The 22,270-nt window shown below is 73.3% G+C and carries 21 protein-coding genes; 9 read left to right on the forward strand and 12 right to left on the reverse strand.

The window, feature by feature from the left end; genetic code table 11:
• The first annotated feature begins 232 nt into the window (after positions 1 to 232).
• The 5 genes from UQW22_RS16290 (at position 233) to UQW22_RS16310 (ending at position 4,022) form a co-directional block, all read left to right on the forward strand.
• Complete coding sequence (locus UQW22_RS16290) at positions 233 to 718, forward strand: Fur family transcriptional regulator (RefSeq protein ID WP_407318158.1); 486 nt, start codon at positions 233 to 235, stop codon at positions 716 to 718.
• On the forward strand, positions 715 to 2,166 hold the full coding sequence (locus tag UQW22_RS16295; RefSeq protein WP_407318159.1) for a catalase: 1,452 nt from the start codon (positions 715 to 717) through the stop codon (positions 2,164 to 2,166). Before UQW22_RS16290 ends, UQW22_RS16295 begins: the two co-directional genes overlap by 4 nt.
• 119 nt (positions 2,167 to 2,285) lie before the next feature.
• Complete coding sequence (locus UQW22_RS16300; RefSeq protein ID WP_407318160.1) at positions 2,286 to 2,648, forward strand: DUF1844 domain-containing protein; 363 nt, start codon at positions 2,286 to 2,288, stop codon at positions 2,646 to 2,648.
• Position 2,649: 1 nt separating this feature from the next.
• Positions 2,650 to 3,258 (forward strand): hypothetical protein, encoded by a 609-nt coding sequence (locus tag UQW22_RS16305; RefSeq protein WP_407318161.1) that lies wholly within the window; start codon positions 2,650 to 2,652, stop codon positions 3,256 to 3,258.
• Positions 3,255 to 4,022: a serine protease gene (locus tag UQW22_RS16310; RefSeq protein ID WP_407318162.1), complete on the forward strand. Its 768-nt coding sequence runs from the start codon at positions 3,255 to 3,257 to the stop codon at positions 4,020 to 4,022. The genes UQW22_RS16305 and UQW22_RS16310 overlap by 4 nt, the downstream gene beginning before the upstream one ends.
• Positions 4,023 to 4,055: 33 nt before the next feature.
• On the opposite strand, the gene UQW22_RS16315 is transcribed toward UQW22_RS16310, so the two are convergent.
• From UQW22_RS16315 to UQW22_RS16345, 7 genes are read right to left on the reverse strand one after another with little or no spacing between them, the layout of a single operon-like run.
• The gene (locus UQW22_RS16315) at positions 4,056 to 4,793 is read right to left on the reverse strand and encodes an SseB family protein (RefSeq protein WP_407318163.1); all 738 of its coding nucleotides are present in this window, start codon (positions 4,791 to 4,793) and stop codon (positions 4,056 to 4,058) included.
• Positions 4,790 to 5,521 carry a bifunctional 1-(5-phosphoribosyl)-5-((5-phosphoribosylamino)methylideneamino)imidazole-4-carboxamide isomerase/phosphoribosylanthranilate isomerase PriA gene (gene priA / locus UQW22_RS16320; protein ID WP_407318164.1) on the reverse strand — a complete coding sequence of 244 codons (732 nt, stop codon included), beginning with the start codon at positions 5,519 to 5,521 and terminating at the stop codon, positions 4,790 to 4,792. The genes UQW22_RS16315 and priA overlap by 4 nt, the downstream gene beginning before the upstream one ends.
• 47 nt (positions 5,522 to 5,568) lie before the next feature.
• Complete coding sequence (gene hisH, locus UQW22_RS16325) at positions 5,569 to 6,309, reverse strand: imidazole glycerol phosphate synthase subunit HisH (protein ID WP_407318165.1); 741 nt, start codon at positions 6,307 to 6,309, stop codon at positions 5,569 to 5,571.
• The gene (locus UQW22_RS16330) at positions 6,306 to 6,866 is read right to left on the reverse strand and encodes a hypothetical protein (RefSeq protein WP_407318166.1); all 561 of its coding nucleotides are present in this window, start codon (positions 6,864 to 6,866) and stop codon (positions 6,306 to 6,308) included. The genes hisH and UQW22_RS16330 overlap by 4 nt, the downstream gene beginning before the upstream one ends.
• A gap of 1 nt (position 6,867) precedes the next feature.
• Positions 6,868 to 7,470, reverse strand: a complete 603-nt coding sequence (hisB, locus tag UQW22_RS16335) for an imidazoleglycerol-phosphate dehydratase HisB (protein ID WP_407318168.1) — start codon at positions 7,468 to 7,470, stop codon at positions 6,868 to 6,870.
• Positions 7,470 to 8,594, reverse strand: a complete 1,125-nt coding sequence (locus UQW22_RS16340) for a histidinol-phosphate transaminase (protein WP_407318169.1) — start codon at positions 8,592 to 8,594, stop codon at positions 7,470 to 7,472. Before UQW22_RS16340 ends, hisB begins: the two co-directional genes overlap by 1 nt.
• 58 nt (positions 8,595 to 8,652) lie before the next feature.
• Positions 8,653 to 9,144, reverse strand: a complete 492-nt coding sequence (locus tag UQW22_RS16345) for a Rieske (2Fe-2S) protein (protein WP_407318170.1) — start codon at positions 9,142 to 9,144, stop codon at positions 8,653 to 8,655.
• A gap of 71 nt (positions 9,145 to 9,215) precedes the next feature.
• Between UQW22_RS16345 and UQW22_RS16350 the strand changes: the two genes are divergently transcribed.
• Both UQW22_RS16350 and UQW22_RS16355 read left to right on the forward strand, forming a co-directional pair.
• Positions 9,216 to 9,629, forward strand: coding sequence for a hypothetical protein (locus tag UQW22_RS16350; RefSeq protein ID WP_407318172.1), 414 nt, complete (start codon positions 9,216 to 9,218; stop codon positions 9,627 to 9,629).
• Positions 9,630 to 9,889: 260 nt separating this feature from the next.
• Positions 9,890 to 12,151 carry a RecQ family ATP-dependent DNA helicase gene (locus UQW22_RS16355; RefSeq protein WP_407320842.1) on the forward strand — a complete coding sequence of 754 codons (2,262 nt, stop codon included), beginning with the start codon at positions 9,890 to 9,892 and terminating at the stop codon, positions 12,149 to 12,151.
• Here the strand turns inward: UQW22_RS16355 and UQW22_RS16360 are convergent.
• Positions 12,148 to 15,429: an SNF2-related protein gene (locus tag UQW22_RS16360; RefSeq protein WP_407318173.1), complete on the reverse strand. Its 3,282-nt coding sequence runs from the start codon at positions 15,427 to 15,429 to the stop codon at positions 12,148 to 12,150. The genes UQW22_RS16355 and UQW22_RS16360 overlap by 4 nt on opposite strands.
• A 120-nt stretch (positions 15,430 to 15,549) precedes the next feature.
• Between UQW22_RS16360 and UQW22_RS16365 the strand changes: the two genes are divergently transcribed.
• Positions 15,550 to 15,954 (forward strand): alpha/beta hydrolase, encoded by a 405-nt coding sequence (locus UQW22_RS16365; protein WP_407318175.1) that lies wholly within the window; start codon positions 15,550 to 15,552, stop codon positions 15,952 to 15,954.
• Between the two features lie 16 nt (positions 15,955 to 15,970).
• Here UQW22_RS16365 and hisD read toward each other — a convergent pair whose 3' ends face one another.
• Entirely contained in the window at positions 15,971 to 17,293 is a 1,323-nt protein-coding gene (hisD, locus tag UQW22_RS16370) for a histidinol dehydrogenase (RefSeq protein WP_407318176.1), read from the reverse strand.
• A gap of 109 nt (positions 17,294 to 17,402) precedes the next feature.
• On the opposite strand from hisD, the gene UQW22_RS16375 reads away from it, so the two are divergent.
• Positions 17,403 to 17,642 (forward strand): RNA-binding S4 domain-containing protein, encoded by a 240-nt coding sequence (locus UQW22_RS16375; RefSeq protein ID WP_407318177.1) that lies wholly within the window; start codon positions 17,403 to 17,405, stop codon positions 17,640 to 17,642.
• Here the strand turns inward: UQW22_RS16375 and UQW22_RS16380 are convergent.
• The 3 genes from UQW22_RS16380 to dnaE are packed head-to-tail and all read right to left on the reverse strand — an operon-like array spanning position 17,627 to position 22,150.
• On the reverse strand, positions 17,627 to 18,034 hold the full coding sequence (locus UQW22_RS16380; RefSeq protein WP_407318178.1) for a pyridoxamine 5'-phosphate oxidase family protein: 408 nt from the start codon (positions 18,032 to 18,034) through the stop codon (positions 17,627 to 17,629). The genes UQW22_RS16375 and UQW22_RS16380 overlap by 16 nt on opposite strands.
• A gap of 10 nt (positions 18,035 to 18,044) precedes the next feature.
• A complete protein-coding gene (locus UQW22_RS16385) occupies positions 18,045 to 18,566 on the reverse strand; it encodes an NUDIX hydrolase (RefSeq protein ID WP_407318180.1) in 522 nt (173 codons plus the stop codon).
• Positions 18,563 to 22,150, reverse strand: a complete 3,588-nt coding sequence (dnaE, locus tag UQW22_RS16390) for a DNA polymerase III subunit alpha (protein WP_407318182.1) — start codon at positions 22,148 to 22,150, stop codon at positions 18,563 to 18,565. The genes UQW22_RS16385 and dnaE overlap by 4 nt, the downstream gene beginning before the upstream one ends.
• Between the last annotated feature and the right edge of the window lie 120 nt (positions 22,151 to 22,270).

The following is a 22,270-nucleotide window of genomic DNA, read 5'->3' on the forward strand; positions in this document are numbered from 1 at the left end:
GACCCGGCCCCTGTCGGCGCTACGCTCTCGGCGTGGCGCCCGTCGGTGCTCGGGTGGGATGTCCTCCACTTGCGGCACCCGGCCGTCGAACGGATCGAACGGTCGGGTCGGTCAGCACATGAGACTAGCACGACCCACGCGGGTCAACATCAGGCCCGGACACGCCCTTCGCTGTCGCGTGCGTCACTCCCGCAGACTGGAAGGATTCCAGAGAACGCCCTAGGCTGCGGACATGACCAGCACCACTCCCGCCGTCCCGGCCTCGACGGAGCGCGAGCTCCTGCGCGGCGCCGGCCTGCGGGTGACCGGTGTGCGGCTCGCCGTTCTGCGTGCGCTCGACGGCCACGAGCACTCGACCGCCGACGACGTCGTCCGCGCCGTGCGCGCCGACCTCGGCACCGCGTCGGTCCAGGCCGTCTACGACTCTCTCCACGCGCAATCCGCGGCGGGCCTCCTGCGTCGCATGGAACCCGCCGGGCACCCGGCACGCTACGAACGGCGGGTCGGCGACAACCACCACCACATCGTGTGCCGCGCCTGCGGCGCCGTCGCCGACGTCGACTGCACCGTCGGCAGCGCGCCCTGCCTGACGCCGGGCGACACCCGCGGCTTCACCGTCGACCTCGCCGAGGTGACGTTCTGGGGCCTGTGCCCCGCCTGCGCCCCGGCCCCCCGACCACCCGACCCCCCAGAAGTCCCCGAGAAAGGACGTCCATGACGACCCCGTTCACGACGACGCAGACCGGCACCCCGGTCAGCAGCGACCAGTACTCCCTCACGGTCGGTTCCGACGGCCCCACCGTGCTGCACGACCGCTACCTGGTCGAGAAGCTCGCCTCCTTCAACCGCGAGCGCGTCCCGGAGCGCAACCCGCACGCCAAGGGTGGCGGCGCCTTCGGGGAGTTCGAGGTCACCGAGGACGTCTCGCAGTACACCTCCGCCGCGGTCTTCCAGCCCGGCGCCAAGGCCGAGACCGTCCTGCGGTTCTCGTCCGTGGCCGGCGAGCAGGGTTCTCCCGACACCTGGCGCGACGTGCGCGGCTTCGCCCTGCGCTTCTACACGACCGAGGGCAACCTCGACATCGTGGGCAACAACACGCCGGTGTTCTTCCTGCGCGACGCGATGAAGTTCCCCGACTTCATCCACTCCCAGAAGCGGCTCGGTGCCTCCGGCCTGCGCGACGCCGACATGCAGTGGGACTTCTGGACGCTGTCCCCGGAGAGCGCGCACCAGGTGACCTACCTGATGGGCGACCGCGGGCTGTCGAAGTCCTGGCGGCACCTGAACGGCTACGGCTCGCACACGTACCAGTGGATCAACGCGGCCGGGGAGCGCTTCTGGGTCCAGTACCACTTCATCTCGAAGCAGGGCGTGGAGAACATGTCCGCCGCCGACGCCGAGCGCATCGCCGGCGAGGACGCCGACTACTACCGCCGGGACCTGTACGAGGCGATCGAGCGCGGCGAGCACCCCTCCTGGGACGTCAAGGTCCAGGTCATGCCGTACGAGGACGCCAAGACCTACCGGTTCAACCCGTTCGACATGACCAAGGTGTGGCCGCACGCGGACTACCCCCTGATCAAGGTCGGCACGTTCACGCTGAACCGCAACCCGCGCAACTTCTTCGCCGAGATCGAGCAGGCCGCGTTCTCGCCCGGCAACCAGGTGCCCGGCACGGACATCTCGCCGGACAAGATGCTCATGGCCCGCGTGTTCTCCTACAACGACGCGCACCGCCACCGCATCGGCGCAAACTTCAACCAGCTCCCCGTGAACCAGCCGCACGCCGCCCCGGTGAGCAACTACATGCACCAGGGTCCGATGGCCTACCACTTCAACGGCCCGGAGCACCCCGTCTACACGCCGAACTCGTTCGGTGGGCCGGCCGCCGACCCGTCGCGGGCCTCGGAGGGCAGCTGGGAGTCCGACGGCGCGCTGCTCCGCTCGGCGTACACCCTGCACTCCGAGGACGACGACTTCGGCCAGGCCGGCACGCTCTACCGCGAGGTCTTCGACGACGCCGCCAAGGCACGCTTCCTGGAGAACCTCACCGGCCAGGGCCGGTCGATCACCATCGACGAGATCCGCGAGCGGTTCTTCCAGTACTGGTCGAACGTGGACGCCGAGCTGGGCGCCAAGCTGCGCTCCGAGGTCGCTGCCGGCTGAGCCGGAGCGCAGCAGAGGTGGGGGCCGAGGAACGCGGCCGCCGCGCCCGAGGCCGGGTCCGCCACGTGCGGGCCCGGCCTCGGGCGTCCGAGAGCCCGGGAGGTGCCAAGATGGACCCCATGAGCCACACCACCGATCCCGGTGCCACGTCGGACCCCGGCACGGCGACCCGGGACATCGCCGACGTCGCGGCCGTCGAGGTCATCACCACCGCCGCCGTCCACCTCATGAGCGCCGCTGCCGTCAAGTGCGGCCTGGCCGAGGACGACCCCGCCGAGCACCTCGACCTCGACGAGGCCCGCAAGCTCATCACCGCGCTCGCCGCGCTGGTCACCGCCGCCGCACCCGACATCGGCAACCAGCACGCCCGCTCGCTGCGGGACGGTCTGCGTTCGCTCCAGCTCGCCTTCCGGGAGGCGTCCGTCGTCCCCGACGAGCCCGGTGAGGGCCCGGGCGAGAAGTACACGGGCTCCGTCGTCTGAGATGACCCAGGCCTCGGGACCCTGGGAACCGGCTCCCTCGCCCGTACCCGGCGACGACGCCGCGTCGGCCCCTACGAGCCGCCGCGGGCGCAGCCGTGCCCGGGGCCGGGCGGCCCGCGTCACCGCCGTGGTCCTCGGCCTGCTCCTCGTCGTGGCGATCGCCACCACGGGCTACCTCTGGCAGGCCACGTCCGCCTGGGAGGACCGTGCAGCGCAGTGGGAGGCCGAGGCGTACGGCTACGCCGACGAGGTCTCGGCACTGCAGGCGGAGCTGGACGGGGTCACGGCCGAGCTGGTGGCAGCACGCGAGCAGCTGGACACGGCCACCGCACGGATCACCGACCTGGCCGACGAGAAGGCCCAGCTCGGTGACGAGAACGTCGCCAGCCAGCAGTACCTCGACTACCAGCGGCGCGTCAGCGAGGCCGCCGGCGTGGTCGCGACCGCTCTGGGCCAGTGCACCAGCGCCCAGTCCCAGCTCATCGGCTATCTGGAGGACCGCGAGGCCTACGACCCGCAGGACCTGGAGAGGTTCGCCACCGACGTCGAGGCCCTCTGCGACGAGGCGAACGACGCGAACACCCAGCTCCAGCAGGAGCTCGCGCAGTGAGCACGGGAGCCGACGTGCGGCGGGGCGGCCCAGCTCGGCGCACGGCGGCCGGTTCCATCCTCCTCGGGGCGCTCGCGCTCCTGCTGGGTGCGTGCTCGGCCCTGCCCGAGATGCCACCGCCGGTCCCGCAGGACATCGTCCCGTCCGTCGCGGCTCCGTCGCTGTCCGCCGAAGGGTCCGCCCAGCTCTCCCCCGACGGCTTCGACGCCGTCCAGCGCATGGCCGTCCGCATCCGCAACGTCGGCTGCGACACCCTGTCGACCGGTTCCGGGTTCGCCCTGGACGAGCACACGCTCGTCACCAACCGGCACGTCGTCGCCGACTCCTCGACGTTGCAGGTCTCCACGTACGACGGCCGGGACCTGGACGTGTCCGCGGCGAGCACGGCCGCACTGGCCGACCTCGCCGTCGTCCGCACCGCGGACCCCCTGCCGTCGTTCCCGCGGCTCGCCGACGACGATCCCGCGCCGGGCGACGACGTGACGGTCGTGGGCTACCCCGCCGGCGGCCGCCTGACCGTGACGGCGGGGCGGGTCATCGGCACGACGACCGACCCCCTGCACGAGAACCTCGGCGAGGTGCTGGTCACCGACGCTCCCGTCGAGCCGGGATCGTCCGGGTCGGCGGCTCTCGACGAGGCGGGGGACGTCATCGGCGTCGTCTACGCCAAGACGACCGACGGCCGGTCCTTGCTCGTCCCGCAGTCGACCCTGCGCGAGATGCTCGGCGACACCGCGGCGTTCACCGAGCTCACCCCCTGCTGAGCGACCGGCCGCAGACCGGACGGGCCGGTGCCGTCAGCGTGCCGCCGCGATGCGCAGCTCAAGCGAGTCCACGCGGTCCGCGACCACCTTCGCCGCGGCCAGCCGGGCGTTGACCTGGCCGAGGACGGCGTCGAGCCCGGCCCGGTCCAGGCCCGGGTCGAGGGCGAGGACGACCGCGACCTCCGCCTTGCGCCCGGGTTCGGCGGAGGCCCGCACGACGTGCTGGACCGGGGCGGCCGCGTCGCCGATGGCACGGGCCACGTCCGGGTCGACCTCGACCCCGTCCGCGGTGGGGACCAGGGCCGGCCGCCACTCGATCCCCTGGGCCAGCGCCCACACGGCGGGGCGCGGCACGAGCGCCGTCACCGGACCGGCCGGGTCGACCACCAGCAAGGACCACTTCTCGTTGACCGCGGACAGGGCTGCCCGGGCGGCCTCCACCGGGACCGGCCGCGCGTCGGTGCGCCACGACCGCATCGCGGCGACCGAGGTGAAGACCGGAAGGGCGCGCCGGCCGTCCGCCGACTCCAGCGCCACCACGCCCGACGAGGCCTCCTTGTCGACGGTGTGCTCGACCCCGTCCTGCTCGACGGTGCCGGTCGCCTCCACCTCGGCGAGCACGGGCACGAGGACCCGGGTCTCGGCGAGGCGCGCGACGACGTCACGCAGCGGCGTCGTGCCGGCGCGCAGGCCCTCGAGCCGGCGGGCCAGCTCGGCGTCGGCCGAGCCGTCGTCCCCGGCGAACTGGCTGGTCGGCTGGATCGACCTCATGGGCGACCCGCGACGTCGAGCGCCTCGGGCAACGTGAACGCGCCCGCGTACAGGGCCTTGCCCACGACGGCGCCCTCGACCCCCTCGCCCGTCAGCGCCCGCAGCGCCTCCAGGTCCGCGAGGGAGGAGATCCCGCCCGAGGCGACCACCTTGGCCGGGGTGCGGGCGGCGACCTCCCGCAGCAGGTCGACGTTCGGGCCGCGCAGCGTGCCGTCCTTGGTGACGTCCGTGACGACGTAGCGCGCGCAGCCGGCGTCGTCGAGGCGTGCGAGGACCTCCCACAGGTCGCCGCCCTCCTGCGTCCAGCCACGGGCGGCGAGCGTGGTCCCGCGCACGTCCAGCCCGACGGCGACCTTGTCCCCGTGGTCGGCGATGACCCGTGCCGTCCACTCCGGGTCCTCCAGCGCCGCCGTGCCGATGTTGACGCGGCGGGCGCCGGTGGCGAGCGCGCGCTCCAGCGAGGCGTCGTCGCGGATGCCGCCGGAGAGCTCGACCTGGACGTCGACCTCCGCCACGACGCCGGCGAGCAGCTCGGCGTTGGACCCCCGGCCGAACGCCGCGTCCAGGTCCACCAGGTGGATCCACTCGGCGCCCCCGGCCTGCCAGTCGAGGGCGGCGGACCGCGGGTCGCCGTACGAGGTCTCCGAGCCGGCCTCCCCCTGGACGAGGCGGACGGCCTGACCGTCGGCGACGTCGACGGCGGGCAGCAGCACGAGGCGTTCGGTCATGCGTGAGGACTCCAGTCGTGAGGGGATGGCGGTGCGGTCGGGACGTCTCACAGCGACCGCACCCAGTTCTCGAGCAGGGTGGCGCCGGCGTCGCCGGACTTCTCGGGGTGGAACTGCGTGGCGGACAGCGGACCGTCCTCGACGGCGGCGACGAACCGTGCCGCCCGGTCGTCCGGCCCGTGCGTGGCCCAGGTGACGCGTGGCGGCGTGTACCGCGGGTCCGCGGCGTCGTCGTGCCCCTGGGTGAAGGTCTGCGCGGCGTAGGAGTGCACGAAGTAGAACCGCTCGTCCTCCACGCCGCGGAACAGGGCGGAGCCCTCGGCCGGCTCGACGGAGGACCAGCCCATGTGGGGCACGACGGGAGCCTCGAGACGGTCGACGACGCCGCTCCACTCCCCGAGCCCGTCGGCCCGCACGTCGTGCTCCACGCCGGCGGCGAACATGACCTGCATACCCACGCAGACCCCCAGCACGGGACGCCCACCGGCGAGGCGGCGGTCCACGACCTGGTCGCCGCCGACAGCGCGCAGCCCGTCCATGCAGGCCGCGAACGCACCGACGCCGGGGACCACCAGACCGTCAGCCTCCGTCGCCGTCCGGCGGTCGGCCGTCAGCTCGACGTCGGCGCCGACACGTTCCAGGGCGCGGACCGCGGACCGCACGTTGCCGAAGCCGTAGTCGAGCACGACGACGCGCGGACGGCCCGTCGCGCGCTCGCGCGCTGCCGGCCGGGCGTTGAGCTCGGCCGCGGCGCCGTCGTCGGGCAGGAGCCCGGACGCGTCCGTCATCGCTTCCTCCTGCGTTCCTTGCGCGCTACCTGGGAGAGCAGGCGTGCGGCCTTGAGCCGCCCGATGCCCGATGACGGGACGACGCCCGGCAGCTCGTCGAGCGCGACGTGGCCGGTCAGCAGGTCCTCGAGCGCGTCGGGCGCGCCGCCCAGCACCAGCCCGGCGGGGAGCTCGCCGTCCTCCGTGCCGTCGGCGAACCGCCGGCACGTGAGCTGTTCGCCCTGGCGCGTGACGAGGATCAGCGGCACGCCCGTCACGAGCCGCGAGATCTTGGCGGCCGCCTGCCGGGGCGCCTCGCCCGTGCGGTCCCGCAGGACGGCGAGCGCACCCACCGGCGTGGGCACGGCGTCGACCTCCACGTCCGCGAGGACGCACGCGGCCGCCAACGGCTCGGCGTCCGCCACCTGCGTGATGAGGACCGCGATCTCGGGGTCCTGGGACAGGCCGAGGCCGGAGAGGTCGTCGGGGACCTCGAAGTCGTCGGGGATCTCGATCTCGGCGGGGACGTCGGGCAGGTCCCGGCGTCCCGGCTGGTCGGGTGTGGAGGGGCTGGGCACCTTACAGCGCTCCCTTGGTCGACGGGATGCCCTCGACCCGGGGGTCCGGGGCGACGGCGGCCCGCAGCGCGCGGGCCAGGGCCTTGAACTGGGCCTCGACGATGTGGTGCGGGTCCCGGCCGGCCAGGACGCGCACGTGGAGGCAGATGGCGGCGTGGTGGGCGAGCGACTCCAGCACGTGCCGGGTCAGGGACCCCGTGAAGTGCCCCCCGATCAGGTGGTACTCCTGGCCCGCGGGCTCGCCGGAGTGCACGAGGTAGGGGCGGCCGGAGACGTCGACGACCGCCTGGGCCAGCGCCTCGTCCAGCGGGACCACGGCGTCGCCGAACCGGGAGATGCCCTTCTTGTCGCCGAGCGCGGACCGCAGCGCCTGGCCCAGCACGATCGCGGTGTCCTCGACCGTGTGGTGGGCATCGATGTGCGTGTCCCCGGTCGCCCGGACGGTCAGGTCGAGGAGCGAGTGCTTGCCGAGCGCGGTGAGCATGTGGTCGTAGAACGGAACCGTCGTCGAGATGTCGGTGCGCCCGGTCCCGTCGAGGTTCAGCTCGACGACCACGCTCGACTCGCTGGTGACGCGCTCCACGCGTGCGGTGCGGTCTGCCATCACTTCTCTCCGATCACGTCGGTCAACGCGTCCTTGAACGCCTGGTTCTCTGCCGGTGTGCCCACCGAGACCCGCAGCCAGCCCGCGGGGCCGGTCTCGCGGACGAGCACACCACGGTCCAGCAGGCCCTGCCAGACGGCGTGCCGGTCGTCGAAGGTGCCGAACAGGGCGAAGTTCGCGTCGGTGTCGGCCACCCGCAGCGGCCGGCCGTCGACGCGCTGCGCGCGCAACCATGCCACGAGCTCGTCGCGTCCCGCACGCAGGTCCGCCACCTGGGCGAGCAGCGACCCCCGGTGCGCGAGCGCCGCCCGAGCCGTCGCCTGGGTGACGGCGGACAGGTGGTACGGCAGCCGCACGACCCGGAGCGCGTCTACGAGCTCGGACGACGCCGCGAGGTACCCGAGCCGCAGACCCGCGGCGGCGAACGCCTTGGACATGGTGCGGGTGACCGCCAGGAGCGGGTACCGGTCCAGCAGGGCGAGCGCCGACGGCGTCCCCTCACGCCGGAACTCGGCGTAGGCCTCGTCGACGACCACGACGGCGGGAACCCGCGTCGCGGCCTCCAGGACGGCCTCGACCGTCCGCGTGTCGAGGGCCGTGCCCGTCGGGTTGTTCGGGCTGGCGAGCAGGACGACGGACGGCCGCTCGGCCTCGATCAGCGCGACCGCGGCGGCCGTGTCGATCGTGAAGTCCTCGGCCCGGCGACCCGTCACCCACCGGGTGTGCGTGTCCCGGGCGTACTCGGGGTACATCGAGTAGGTGGGCGCGAAGGACACCGCCGTCCGCCCGGGTCCGCCGAAGGCCTGCAGCAGGTGCAGCATCACCTCGTTGGAGCCGTTGGCCGCCCACACCTGGGACCGGTCGAGGCGGGCCCCCGACTCGACGGCGAGGTAGCTCGCGAGGTCGTCGCGCAGCGCGTCGAAGTCTCGGTCCGGATACCGGTTGAGCCCTCGCGCCGCCTGCGCGACGTGCTCGGCGATCGTCGCCACGACCGCCTCGGACGGCGGGTACGGGTTCTCGTTGACGTTGAGCCGGACGGGCACGTCGAGCTGGGGGGCGCCGTAGGGCACCTCGTCGGCGAGCTCGGGGCGCAGCGGCAGGGCCGGAGCGTCGGGAGTGGTCACCGCACCAGTCTACGAGCGGCCGGGTGGTGACCCGACCGGCGTGGCCCGCCCGCGGGGGTCAGGCCACCACCACGTCGGTGCCCGAGATCTCGACCGCGATCTCCCCGAGGGGCTCCGGGGCCGGCCCGGACTGGACGGAGGCGTCGGTCAGGGAGAAGACGGACCGGTGGCACGGGCACTCCAGCACGCCGTCGCCCGGGGTGACGGTGCACCCCTGGTGGGTGCAGGTGGCGCTGAAGGCGTGCACCTCCCCCTCGGTGGGCTGTGTCACGAGCACCGCCACGCCGGCGACCTCGGCGCTGACCGCCCCGCCGACCGGGACGTCCGCGAGCGCCACGACGACCTCGCCGGCGCCGGCGGAGGAGACGTCGTCGACCGACTGCGCGGGGTCCGTGCCCTCGGCGCACGCCACGAGCACGCCGACACCGGCGACGGCGCCCGCCACGACGCCGGCGCCGCGCAGCACCTGGCGTCGCGAGCAGCACGCGGTGAGGGACCGGGTCGGGGGCTGGCCGGAGGGACGGCTCGGTGGTCGGTCGAGCTCGGTCATGACGGTTCCCCTCGGAGTTCTGATCGGGTCGTGAGTGTCGCGGAGCACACCGGGGTGGCAGCATGTCCATCATGGACGCCCCCACCGGTCGGGTGCCAGCGCCACGCGGTCGCCCCGCCGCCGACCCCTCCTGGGTGTGGCGTTCCCTGGCCGCGGCCGGGGTGCTCGTCTCGGCGGTGGTGCACCTGGTGCTGTGGACGCGCGGCTACGACGACATCCCCCTGGTCGGCCCGCTGTTCCTGGTCAACGCGATCAGCGGCGTCGTCCTCGCGGTCCTGCTGATGACCTGGCGGCACTGGCTGCCGCTGGTGGGCGGCATCGTCTTCGGCGCGGCGACGCTGCTGGCGTTCATCGCCTCCGCGACCTCGAACCTGCTGGGCATCTCGCCCGAGATCGTCGGGCGCGACGAGCTGGTCGCCGCGGCCGCGGAGCTCGTCGCGGTCGTCGCCTCCACCATGGCGCTCGTGCGCGAGCAGGCACGCTGAACCCCTGTGGACCGCCGCCGCGCCATGTCGTGGGTTCCCCCTACGATCGCATGGTGACCTCCTCGGACGACCCGTACGCCGACCTCGTGCCCGCCTGGACCGACGCCGACGAGCCACCGGCCGACGACGCGCCCCCGCCGCCCGACGAGACCACGCCGCCCCACCCGGTGGACCCGCCGGAACCGGCGGACCCTGCGGACCCTGCGGACCCGGCTGCGCCGGTCGACCGGGCCGACGCCACCAGACGCGCCAAGCTCGCCATGCTCCGCGGGCTGATGGACACCGCGGGCGGCGAGGGCGGGACCCTGCGCGAGCAGGCCACGGAAGCCCTGCGCGCGCTCGTCGGGCGCGACGACGCCGAGCTGCGCGACGACCAGTGGAGCGCCATCGAGGCGCTCGTGGCGTTCCACCGCCGGGCGCTGGTCGTGCAGCGCACGGGATGGGGCAAGTCCGCGGTGTACTTCGTGGCCACCAGCCTGCTGCGCTCGCGCGGGGCGGGGCCGACGGTGATCGTGTCCCCGCTGCTCGCCCTCATGCGTGACCAGGTCGCCGCCGCGGCGCGGGCCGGGATCCATGCCGTCACGATCAACTCGGCCAACGTCACCGAGTGGGAGCAGGTCCACGCCCAGATCGCCGCGGGCGAGGTGGACGTGCTGCTGTGCTCGCCGGAGCGGCTGAACAACCCGTCGTTCCGCGACGAGGTCCTGCCGCGCCTGGCGGCCGACGCGGGACTGGTCGTCGTGGACGAGGCCCACTGCATCTCTGACTGGGGGCACGACTTCCGCCCCGACTACCGGCGCATCCGCACCCTGCTCGCCGACCTGCCGCCCGGGATCCCCGTGCTCGCCACCACGGCGACGGCGAACGAACGTGTGACCCGGGACGTCGCGGAGCAGATGGCGGTCCGGGCCGGCGCGCACGGCGGCGGTGTCGCCGCCGTCGACGGTGCCATGGCTTCCTCGGACGAGGTGCTGGTGCTGCGTGGCGGGCTGGACCGGGAGTCCCTTCACCTGGCGGTGCTCGAGCTCGGCGACCAGCCCACCCGCGTGGCGTGGCTCGTCGAGGCGCTGCAGGAGATCGACGGCTCGGGGATCGTGTACTGCCTCACGGTGTCCGCCGCGGAGGAGGTCGCTTCCCAGCTGCGGTCCGCGGGCCTCGCGGTGGCCGCCTACACGGGCCGCACAGACCCGACGCAGCGCGCCCAGCTCGAGGAGGACCTCAAGGAGAACCGGGTCAAGGCGCTGGTCGCGACATCGGCGCTCGGCATGGGCTTCGACAAGCCCGATCTCGCGTTCGTCGTCCACCTGGGGGCTCCGTCCTCCCCGATCGCCTACTACCAGCAGGTCGGTCGCGCGGGCCGTGGCGTCGACTCCGCGGTGGTGGTGCTCCTGCCCGGCCACGAGGACAAGGCCATCTGGGACTGGTTCGGGTCCCAGGCCTTCCCCGCCGAGCCGCAGGTGCGCGCGACGCTCGCGGCACTGGGCGAGTCGGGCGAGACCCTCTCGACGGCGGCGCTGGAGACCTTCGTCGACCTCAAGCGCACCCGGCTGGAGTCGATGCTCAAGGTCCTCGACGTCGACGGCGCCGTCCGCCGGGTCAAGGGCGGGTGGGTCGCCACGGGTGCGGAGTGGGTCTACGACGCCGCCCGCTACGAGCGGGTCGCCGAGACGCGTCGGGTGGAGGCGCAGGCCATGCTCGACTACGTCGCCACCGACGGCTGCCGGATGCGGTTCCTGCGCGCACAGCTGGACGACCCGGCGCTCCCCGAGGGCTGGACGTGCGGACGCTGCGACCGCTGCGGGGGTGTCGCGCTGCCCCCACCCCCCTCGTCCGAGTCGGTGGCCGAGGCGCGCACCGAGATGGACCGCCCCGGCGTCGAGGTCGAGCCCCGCAAGATGTGGCCGTCCGGACTCGCGGCGCTCGGGCTGGACGTCAAGGGCAAGATCTTCGCGGCCGAGCGTGCCGAGCCCGGCCGGGCCGTGGCCCGGTTCGACGGCCTGGGGTGGTCGGGCCCGGTGCGCGAGCTGTTCGCGCCGACCACGCCCGACGGCGAGACCCCCGTCGCGCTCCGCACCGCCGCGGCACGGGTGCTCGGCGACTGGGACGCCCTGCGGGCAGCGGCGGACGGCGACGAGGGCGCGGGGTCGGACGGCGGACCCGAGCGCCCGCTCGTCGTCGAGGGCGTCGTGGCGGTCCGGTCGGTCACCCGGCCGCAGCTCACCTATCACCTGGCCAACGGCCTGGCGTCGTTCCTGGGCGTGCCGCTCATCGGGGCCGTCGGGCCGGCACCCGGGACGGAGGAACCTGGTCGCCACGACGTCAACTCCGCGATGCGGCTGGCCGGCGTCGCCCGACGCCTGCGGCTCGAGCTCGGGGAGACGGCGCTGGCGGGGCTCCCGGGACGCACGGTCCTGCTGGTGGACGACTGGACGGAGTCGGGGTGGACCCTGACGGTCGCGGCCCGGCTGCTGCGCCAGGCGGGGGCCGCCGCCGTCCACCCGTTCGTGCTCGGGGTCCGCTAGCTGTCCAGCAGCCCGCGCACGTCGTCGGCCGCGAGCGACCCGGCGAACGCGCCGGCGTCGTCGTCGACCACGGCGTCGAACAGGGCGGCCTTGCGCCGCGCCAGAGCCAAGACCTTCTCCTCGATGGTGTCCGCCGCGACCATCCGCGTCACCGACACCCGGCGGGTCTGACCGATCCGGTGCGTGCGGTCGACGGCCTGCGCCTCCGCCGCCGGGTTCCACCACGGGTCGAGCAGGTACACGTAGTCGGCCTCGGTGAGGTTGAGCCCGAAGCCCCCGGCCTTGAGGCTGATGAGGAACACGGGGGCGTCGCCCTGCTTGAACCCGCGGATCACCGCGGCCCGGTCACGGGTGCTGCCGTCCAGATAGGCCGCGGGCAGACCGGCCTCGACGCACCGCTGCTGCACGCGCCGCAGGAACGACGTGAACTGGGAGAAGACCAGCGCGCGGTGCCCCTCCGCCGCGATCTCGACGAGCTGGTCGAGCACCACGTCAAGCTTGGCCGACGACACCCCGGCGTACGCGTCGTCCACGAGCGAGGCGTCGAGCGCCAGGCGCCGCAGCGTCGTCAGCGACCGGAAGATCGCCGCCCTGTTGGCCTCGAAGTCCGTCAGCAGCCCGAGGAGGCGCTGGCGTTCGCGCTGCAGGTGGGTGTCGTAGACCCGGCGGTGGTCCGGCGTCAGCGGGACGCGCAGCACCTGCTCCTGACGCTCGGGCAGCTCCGGTGCCACCTGGTCCTTGGTGCGGCGCAGCATCAGGGGTCGGATGCGGCGGCGGAGCCGGGCCAGCGCCCGGTTGCCCGCCGCGACCACCTGCGGGTCGCCGTCCTGGGCCGCGGCATCCACCGGGCGCACCGTCTCGGCGCGGAAGCGATGCAGCGACGGGTAGAGGCCGGGCGCCACGATCGCGAGCATCGCCCAGAGCTCGGTGAGGTTGTTCTCCAGCGGCGTCCCCGTGATCGCCAGCTTGAACGGCACGTCGAGCCGACGGGCCGTCTGGTTCGCCCGGGTGCGGGGGTTCTTCGCGAACTGCGCCTCGTCCAGGATCAGCCCGGACCACTCGAGCTCCGCGAACGCCTCGAACTCCAGGCGGAAGACGGCGTACGAGGTGACGAGGACATCGGCTCCGCGGGCGATCTCGGTGAGGCTGCGTCCGAGCTTCTTCGTGGTGGCGGGCATGGCCACGACGTCGAGCGCGGGTGTGAACCGCGCCGCCTCGTCCGTCCAGTTCCCGACGACGGAGGCGGGGGCCACCACGACGAACGGGGGCGCGCCCGCGACCCCGGCGCGGGCACGGGCACGGGCGAGGAAGGCGAGTGTCTCGACCGTCTTGCCGAGCCCCATGTCGTCCGCGAGGATCCCGCCGAGGTCGTGCTCCCACAGGTAGGTCAGCCACTCGTACGCCTGGTGCTGATAGGGCCGCAGCGCGGCGTGCAGGGCGCCGGGCGCCTCCAGCGGCCGCGGCGTACGACCGTCCGCGGCGAGGGTGCGCAGCCCGGCGGCCGCGCGGCGCCACCGCTCCGGCACGTGCACGTCGTCGGCCGCGTCCTCCAGCTCGCCGAGGAGCTGGGCGTCGTAGCGGCTGAGCCGGACCCGGCCCGTGCGGTCGCTGAGGGTCGTGGCCTCCTCGATGAGCGAGCGCAGACGCACGAGAGAGGGCTGGTTCAGCAGCAACCACGAACCGTCGACGAGGAGCAGCCGCTTGCGCCCCTGGGCGAGCGCCGTGAAGAGCCGGGTGAAGGGGACCTCCCGGCCGGCCACCGTCACGGACAGGCCGAGGTCGAGCCAGTCGGCGTCCCCCGACGGCGCACCGTCGACGACCACGCGCGCCGGCCCGTCGAGATGGTGGTAGTCGGGTGCCGGGTCGCCGTCGACGACGACCCCAGCCGTCGTGAGCGCGGGCAGCACGTCGTGCGCCAGGTCGAGGGCGTCCAACCCGGTGAAGCGGTGCTGGTCGTCGAGCTCGAACCGCTCGAACCCTGCGATCCCGCGCACCACGGACGCGACCTTCTCGCTGATCTCCAGCTCGGCCTCCGGGTCGCGGGCCGGGTCCACCACCCCGCCCGTCAGCGGGACGGTGGACGTCTCCCGCTCGCCGCGCGGATAGCGCCACGTCCAGGTGAGCTCGGCGTGCTCGGGCGAGTCGAACCGGACGGTGGCCACGAGCTGCGGCCGAGGGTTCTCGGGCAGATCGATGCTTCCGTCCGAGACGACGCGGGTCGCGCGACGCAGGGCGGGCAGGTGCTCGGTGAAGAACTCCTCCACGTCCGACGCCGGCACGTCCGTGGGGCCGAGCACCACCAGCTCGCGAGCGCCCTCCCCCAGCCGCCGCGGGGCAGGGCCGATCCGGAGCACCGTTCGGCCGTCCTCCGCCTCGACGGCGTACAGGCCGGTGTCCCCGACGGCGCCGAGCCGGGCCTCGGTCGTCGCGTCGGAGCCGTCGTGCGCGACGACCGGGGACAGCCGCACGCCGTCGGGTGTCGTCGCGACCTGCAGCCGGGCCGTCGCCGTCCGCGCCAGCTCGACCTCGTCGCGGACGCCGTGCCCGACGAACGGGATGCTCAGGTCGGCCGCCTCCGCGAGGAGCGCCCAGAGTCCGCGCCCGCCGGCACCGAGCGGGCGCCACCCGTCACGGGACCGGCCGGAGCCGTCCCCGAGTGTGGTCCCGAGGTCGGCGAACCAGCGACGCACCTCGGGCGCGGGCGTGGCACGGACGCCGGCGAACGCGTAGAGACCACGGGCCAGGGCGTCCCAGCTCGCCTCGGGAGCGGTCTTCCAGCCCCCGTTCCGCGACGGGACGACCGGTCGGACCGACAGTCCGGGGGCCGCGTCCCCCAGCGCGCCGTCGAGGCGGAAGCGCAGCGCGACGGGCAGCACACCGCCCGGCGCGGGTGCCGCCGTCGGCCTGGAGCCGCCCGTGACGGTGGCGAGGCGACCGCGCCAGTCGGTGCTCCCGGTGCCTCCGGGGCCCTCCTCGCCGTGCGGTCGGACGTGGAGCAGCGTCGCCGCGACGTGCTTGCAGTCCACCCCGACGGGGCATGAGCACGAGGAGTCCTCGAGCACGTAGCGGCCGGCGTCGTCGACGGCGAACCACATGCGGCACGAGTAGGCACGGGGGCCACTGCCCGCCACCTGAGCGGTCAGCAGCATCGCGTCGCCGTCCCAGCGCCACGAGGCGACCATCCCCGCGCGGTGGTAGCCCTGCGCCCGCCGGAACGTCACCGTGCCGACGATCCCGCCCACGACGAGCGGGTCGAGGCGGGGCGGGGCCGACGGCATGGGTCCATGCTCGCACCCGGATCCGACACCGTGCACCGAGATGGGCGTCGCTTGGCACACTTTTTCGCATCGGGGGACGTCCAAGAGGGAGGATGAGGAGATGGACGACGAACCGTCCAGGTGTTCCCGGCCCGTCGGACGGTCCACCTCGGGGAGTCCCTCGGCGCCACCGTCGCGACCGCGCTCGCCGCCGAGCTGCCATCCGCGGCCCTGCTGCTGCGCTCCCCCTTCACCTCGCTCGCGGACACCGCCGCCCCCCACTACCCGCTGCTCCCGGTCGACGCGCTGCTGCGGGACCGGCACGACGTCGTCACGCCGCTCGCCGGCGTCCTGGTGCCGGTCACCGTCGTGCACGGCACCGCCGACACGATCGTGCCCCCGGAGCAGTCCACCACCGTCGCCCGCACCGCCCCCCACCTGGTGGAGCACCTCGTCCTGCCCGGTGCCGGGCACTACGACCCCGTGATGTTCGGTCCCGAGATCGCGGACGCCGTCGTCCGCCTCGCCGCCCGGGCCGGGCTGTGACGGCGAGCCGCCGCGTTCAGAACCGGCCGCGCACCGCCTCGCCGTGGGCGGGCAGGTCCTCGTCGTTCGCGACGGCGACGATGCGGTCGGCCAGCTCGGCGAGCGCCTCACGCGAGTAGTCGACCACCTGCACCGACTTCAGGAACGCGTGCACGCCCAGCCCGCTGGCGAAGTGGGCCGTGCCACCGGTGGGCAGCACGTGGTTGGAGCCGGCCATGTAGTCGCCCAGCGAGACCGGCGCGTACGGACCGACGAAGATCGCTCCGGCCGAGCGGACCCGCTCGGCCCGGGCCGCGGCGTCCACCGTCTGGATCTCCAGGTGCTCGGCGCCGTAGGCGTCCACGACCGCCAGGCCCTGCTCGAGGTCGTCGACCAGGACCACCGCCGACTGCGGGCCTGCGAGCGCCGTCGTGACCCGGGCGGTGTGCTTCGTCGCGTCCGCCAGGTCCACGAGCTTGGACTCCACGGCACCGGCGAGCTCCACGGACGGCGTGACCAGCACCGAGGCCGCCATCGGGTCGTGCTCCGCCTGGCTGATGAGGTCGAGCGCCACGTGCCCGGCGTCCGCCGAGTCGTCGGCCAGCACAGCGATCTCGGTCGGCCCCGCCTCGGCGTCGATGCCGACGACGCCACGCACGAGCCGCTTGGCGGCCGCGACGTAGACGTTACCCGGTCCGGTCACGACGTCGACCGGCTCGCAGAGCACCTCGCCGTCCACCGGCTCGCTCCCGGCCGCGCCGTAGGCGAACATCGCCACCGCCTGCGCTCCCCCGACGGCGTAGACCTCGTCCACGCCGAGCAGCGCGCACGCCGCCAGGATCGTCGGGTGCGGGAGACCGCCGGAGTCCTGCTGCGGGGGCGAGGCCACCGCAAGGGCCGGCACACCCGCCTCCTGGGCCGCGACGACGTTCATGATCACCGACGAGGGGTAGACCGCGAGGCCCCCGGGCGCGTAGAGGCCCACACGCTGGACGGGGATCCAGCGCTGACGCACCTCCGCGCCGTCCGCCAGGACGGTGGTGTGCTCGGTGGGCAGCTGGTCCGCGTGCACGGCCCGCACCCGGGCGATCGCCTCCTCGAGCCCGTCGCGGACCACGGGATCGAGGCCGGCCACGGCCTCGTCGAGCGCGTGAGCGGGCACCCGCAGATGGTCCGGGCGCACCCCGTCGAAGCGCTCGCCCAGGTCGCGCAGCGCGGCGGCACCACGGGTCCGGACGTCGGACAGGATCGGAGCGACGGCGTCGACGGCCTGCTCCACCCCGACCTCGGGGCGCGGCAGCACCCGCAGGAGCTCGGTGCGGGACAGGACCTGCCCGCGAAGGTCGATGCGTTGGATCACGGCACCAGTCTAGGTCGTCGGCGCCGAACGTCCCGGTGCCGTCCGCCCTGAGATCGCCCACCGTGCCGACCCCGGACGCTCGGCCGCCCAGGGCTGGGAGGATGGACGGATGGACATCCCGATCGAGGTCCCCATCCACGACGACGTCATCCGGCTCGGCCAGTTCCTCAAGCTCGCCGGCCTGGCCGAGTCCGGGAACCACGCCCGCGACCTCGTGGCCGACGGCGACGTGCGCGTCGACGGCGAGACGGAGACCCGCCGCGGCCGCCAGCTGCGCGCCGGAGCACGCGTGACGGTCGCCGGCCCCGAGGGCGAGGAGACCGCCGTCGTCGTTCAGGACGACATGTAGGCCGACGCCATCACCCGGTCGGGGGTCAGCCGCAGCACGATCCGGTCCGGGTCGTGCTGCAGCTGCCGGAAGCGCTTCGCGTACCGCCGTACGGCCTCGGCCACCTCGTCGGCGTCCTCGACGACGGTGATCGTGCCCTCGAGCGTCATCCAGCGGCCGCCGTCGACCTGGCACACCGCAGCCCGCGGAGGTGCTCCGTCCGGTCCCCGGCGGCGGGCGTTGCGCGCCTTGACCGAGGTGCGCCGCGCGGTGATCCGCACGACGCCGTCCTCCGCGTCCCAGGTGTACGCCACCGGGACCACGTGCGGCGTGCCGTCGGCACGCAGCGTGGTCAGCGTGGCCAGGTGGCGTTCCGTGACGAAGACGAGCTGTTCGGGGTTCAGGCGGATCACAGGAGCGAGCCTACGTGGTCGGGCCCGTGGTCCCGTCCGGAGCCGAGAACCCTCGCTCGAGGTAGCGCGGGACGGCACCGTCGTGCAGAGCACGCAGGACGACGGCCTCGTGCGGGACGACCGGCTCCGGCAGCCGCACCAGCGGGAACCAGCGCAGGTCCGCGGCCTTGTCGGCCTCCTGCAGCACGGGGTCCCCGTCCCAGCGCGTGGCGGCGAAGAAGAAGTCCACGCGCTGCTCGAGAGCGGGACCGCCCGGCAGCCCACGGTGCTGCACCGTGAGCACCTCGAGGTCTGACGGCTCCACCGTGACGCCCAGCTCCTCGCGCGCCTCCCGCACGGCGGCGTCCCGGGCGGACTCCCCCTCCTCGACGTGGCCGGCCGCACCGGCCGCCCAGTACCCGTCCATGAACCCGGTGCCGGAGCGCAGCTGCAGCAGCACCTGTCCCTCGCGGCGCAGCAGCACGTAGGCGGCGGGCACCACCCGGAAGCGGTGGTCCGCGCTGCCGTCGTCGGGGCGGGCGTGCTCGCTCACGACAGGCAGCTCGGTCCGAGCAGGGCCTTGAGATCTCCGAACAGCGCCGGCGACTTCTCCACGCGCAGGCGGTCCGCCGCCCGGACCACCGTCGTCTTGCCGGGCTCGGCGACGTGCACGTGCACCTCGGCGGGACCCGGGTGGGAGGCCAGCACCTCACGGAACCGGACCATGACCGGTTCGACGCAACGTGTGTGCGGCACGGTGACCTGGACGGGCGAGTCGGCCACGGCCGAGGTGTCCGGCAGCGTCACCTCCTGGGCCTGCAGCTGCATCTGCTCGTCGCGGCGTCGCACGCGGCCCTTGAGCGTGACGACCTGGTCCTCGGCGAGCACCGTGGAGTACGCCAGGTAGGTCTCCCCGAAGAACATCACCTCGACCGAGCCCTCCAGGTCCTCGATCGTCACCGCGGCCCACGGGTTGCCGTTCTTGCTCATCTTGCGCTGCACCGAGGTCAGCAGCCCGGCGACCGTGACCGACGACCCGTCGGGCCGGCCCTCGTCCGCCACGAGCGAGGCGATCGAGGTGTCCGCCGCCCGGGCCAGCACGTGCTCCATCCCCGACAGCGGGTGGTCCGAGACGTACAGACCCAGCATCTCGCGCTCGAAGGCGAGACGCTGCTTCTTGTCCCAGTCGGGCAGGTCCGGGACCTCGACGGCGAACGTCACCGCGTCGTCGGCCGCGCCGTCGCTGCCGCCGAAGTCGGCGAACAGGTCGAACTGTCCCTCGGCCTCCTTGCGCTTGACCGAGATCACCGAGTCCACGGCCTGCTCGTGGACCACGAGCAGCGCACGGCGCGGGTGTCCGAGGGAGTCGAAGGCACCTGCCTTGATCAACGACTCGATGGTGCGCTTGTTGCACACGACGGCCGGCACCTTGTCCAGGAAGTCCGTGAACGAGGTGAAGTCGCCGTGCTCCTCGCGCGCGGCGATGATCGCCGAGACGACGTTCGCCCCGACGTTGCGCACCGCCGTCAGCCCGAAGCGGATGTCGTCGCCCACGGCGGTGAACTTCGCCGCGGACTCGTTGACGTCGGGCGGCAGGACGGTGATGCGCATCCGACGGCACTCGCCGAGGTACAGCGCCATCTTGTCCTTGTCGTCCCGCACCGACTGCAGCAGGCCCGCCATGTACTCCGTGGGGTACTTCGCCTTGAGGTACGCCGTCCAGTAGGCGACCAGGCCGTAGCCGGCGGAGTGCGCCTTGTTGAACGCGTAGCCGGCGAACGGCACCAGGACGTCCCACACGGCCTTGATCGCGGCGTCGGAGTAGCCGCGCTCCTTGCAGCCCGCCTCGAAGTTCACGAACTCCTTGGCGAGCACCTCGGGCTTCTTCTTGCCCATGGCCCGGCGCAGCAGGTCGGCCTGACCCAGCGAGTAGCCCGCGAGGATCTGCGCGGCGCGCTGCACCTGCTCCTGGTAGACGATCAGGCCGTACGTCTCGTCGAGGACCTCCGACAGCGGCTCGGCCGTCTCCGGGTGGATCGGCTCGATCTTCTGCAGACCGTTCTTGCGCAGCGCGTAGTTGACGTGCGAGTTCATGCCCATCGGGCCCGGGCGGTACAGCGCGATGACGGCGGAGAGGTCGTCGAACTTGTCGGGACGCATCTGCCGCAGCAGCGAACGCATCGGGCCGCCGTCGAGCTGGAACACGCCCAGCGTCTCGCCCCGGGCCAGCAGGGCGTACGTCGCCTCGTCGTCCAGGGGGACGTGCTCGATCTCGACCGCGTCCTTGCCGTTCATCGTGATGTTCTCGAGCGCGTCGTCGAGGATCGTCAGGTTGCGCAGCCCGAGGAAGTCCATCTTGATCAGGCCGAGACCCTCGGACGTCGGGTAGTCGAACTGCGTGATGACCGCGCCGTCCTGCGGCCGGCGCATGATCGGGATGACGTCGATGAGCGGCTCGCTGGACATGATCACGCCCGCGGCGTGCACGCCCCACTGCCGCTTGAGGCCCTCGATGCCCCGGGCCGTCTCCACGACGCGCTGCGCCTCCGGGTCGGTGTCGTGCACCTGACGGAACTCGGCGGCCTCCGAGTAGCGCTCGTGCTGGGGGTCGAAGATCCCCGACAGCGGGATGTCCTTGCCCATGACGGGCGGCGGCATCGCCTTGGTGAGCTTCTCCCCCATCGCGAACGGGAACCCGAGGACCCGCGAGGCGTCCTTGAGGGCCTGCTTGGCCTTGATCGAGCCGTAGGTGACGATCATCGCCACCCGGTCGTCGCCGTACTTGTCGCTGACGTACCGGATCACCTCGGAGCGCCGGCGCTCGTCGAAGTCGACGTCGACGTCGGGCATCGAGACCCGCTCGGGGTTGAGGAACCGCTCGAAGATCAGCCCGTGCTCCAGCGGGTCCAGCTCGGTGATGCCCATGACGTAGGAGACCATCGAGCCGGCCGCCGAACCACGGCCCGGGCCGACGCGGATCCCCTGCTCCTTGGCCCAGTTGATGAAGTCCGCGACCACGAGGAAGTACCCCGGGAAGCCCATCTGGATGATGACCTCGGTCTCGTACTTCGCCTGCTGGCGGACCGCGTCCGGTACGCCGGCCGGGTACCGGCGGTGCAGTCCGTGCTCGACCTCCTTGACGAACCAGGAGATCTCGTCCTCGCCCTCGGGCACCGGGAAGCTCGGCATGTAGTTGGCGCCCGTGTCGAACGACACCTCGCACCGCTCGGCGATGAGCAGCGTGTTGTCGACCGCCTCCGGCATCTCCGCGAAGAGCCGGCGCATCTCGGCACCGGACTTGACGTAGAAGTTGTCGCCGCTGAACGCGAACCGGCTGCCGCCCTGGTCGTAGGTCGGCTCGTCGAGGGTCGAGCCGGAGTTGACCGCGAGCAGCACCTCGTGCGCGTGGGAGTCCTCCTGCTTGGTGTAGTGCAGGTCGTTGGTCGCGACCAGCGGCGCGCCGATGTGCTCGGCGAGGCGCAGGAGGTCCTTGGACGTGCGGGACTCGATCTCGATCCCGTGGTCCATGAGCTCGACGAAGTAGTTCTCCTTGCCGAAGATGTCCTGGTACTCCCCGGCGGCCCGCACGGCCTCGTCCCACTGGCCGAGGCGCAGGCGCGTCTGGATCTCGCCCGACGGGCAGCCCGAGGTGGCCATCAGCCCCTCGGAGTAGGTCTCGAGCAGCTCGCGGTCCATGCGCGGCCACTTGCCCATCTGGCCGTCCAGGGAGGCCAACGAGGCCGCCCGGAACAGGTTGTGCATGCCCGTGTTGTCCCGCGACCACAGAGTCATGTGGGTGTAGGCGCCGCCCGCGGAGACGTCGTCGCGCCGCTGGCCCTGCTCGCCCCACTGCACCTTGGTGCGGTCGTGCCGGCTCGTGCCCGGCGTGACGTACGCCTCGACGCCGATGATCGGCTTGACCCCGAACTTCTGCGCCGTGCTCCAGAAGTCGAACGCCCCGAAGAGGTATCCGTGGTCGGTGATCGCGATCGCCTTCTGGCCCAGCCTCGCCACCTCGCTGAACAGGTCGTCCATCCGCGCCGCGCCGTCCAGCATCGAGTACTCGGTGTGGACGTGCAGGTGGACGAAGTCGTCCGCCTGGTCTCCGGTGGGGGCAGGTGCAGCGGCGTCCGACATGGCCACGAGTCTAGGTCCCGCCGGGGACATGGCGGTCGAGCCGCGCGGTCCTCGCCGCGGTCCCGACTCCGGACCGCGGCGCCGCGTACAGTGCTGCCTCGACCCCCTGCCCGGCCCGAG

It is taken from the genome of Isoptericola halotolerans, assembly GCF_045689585.1.
Classification (GTDB): domain Bacteria; phylum Actinomycetota; class Actinomycetes; order Actinomycetales; family Cellulomonadaceae; genus Isoptericola; species Isoptericola halotolerans_B.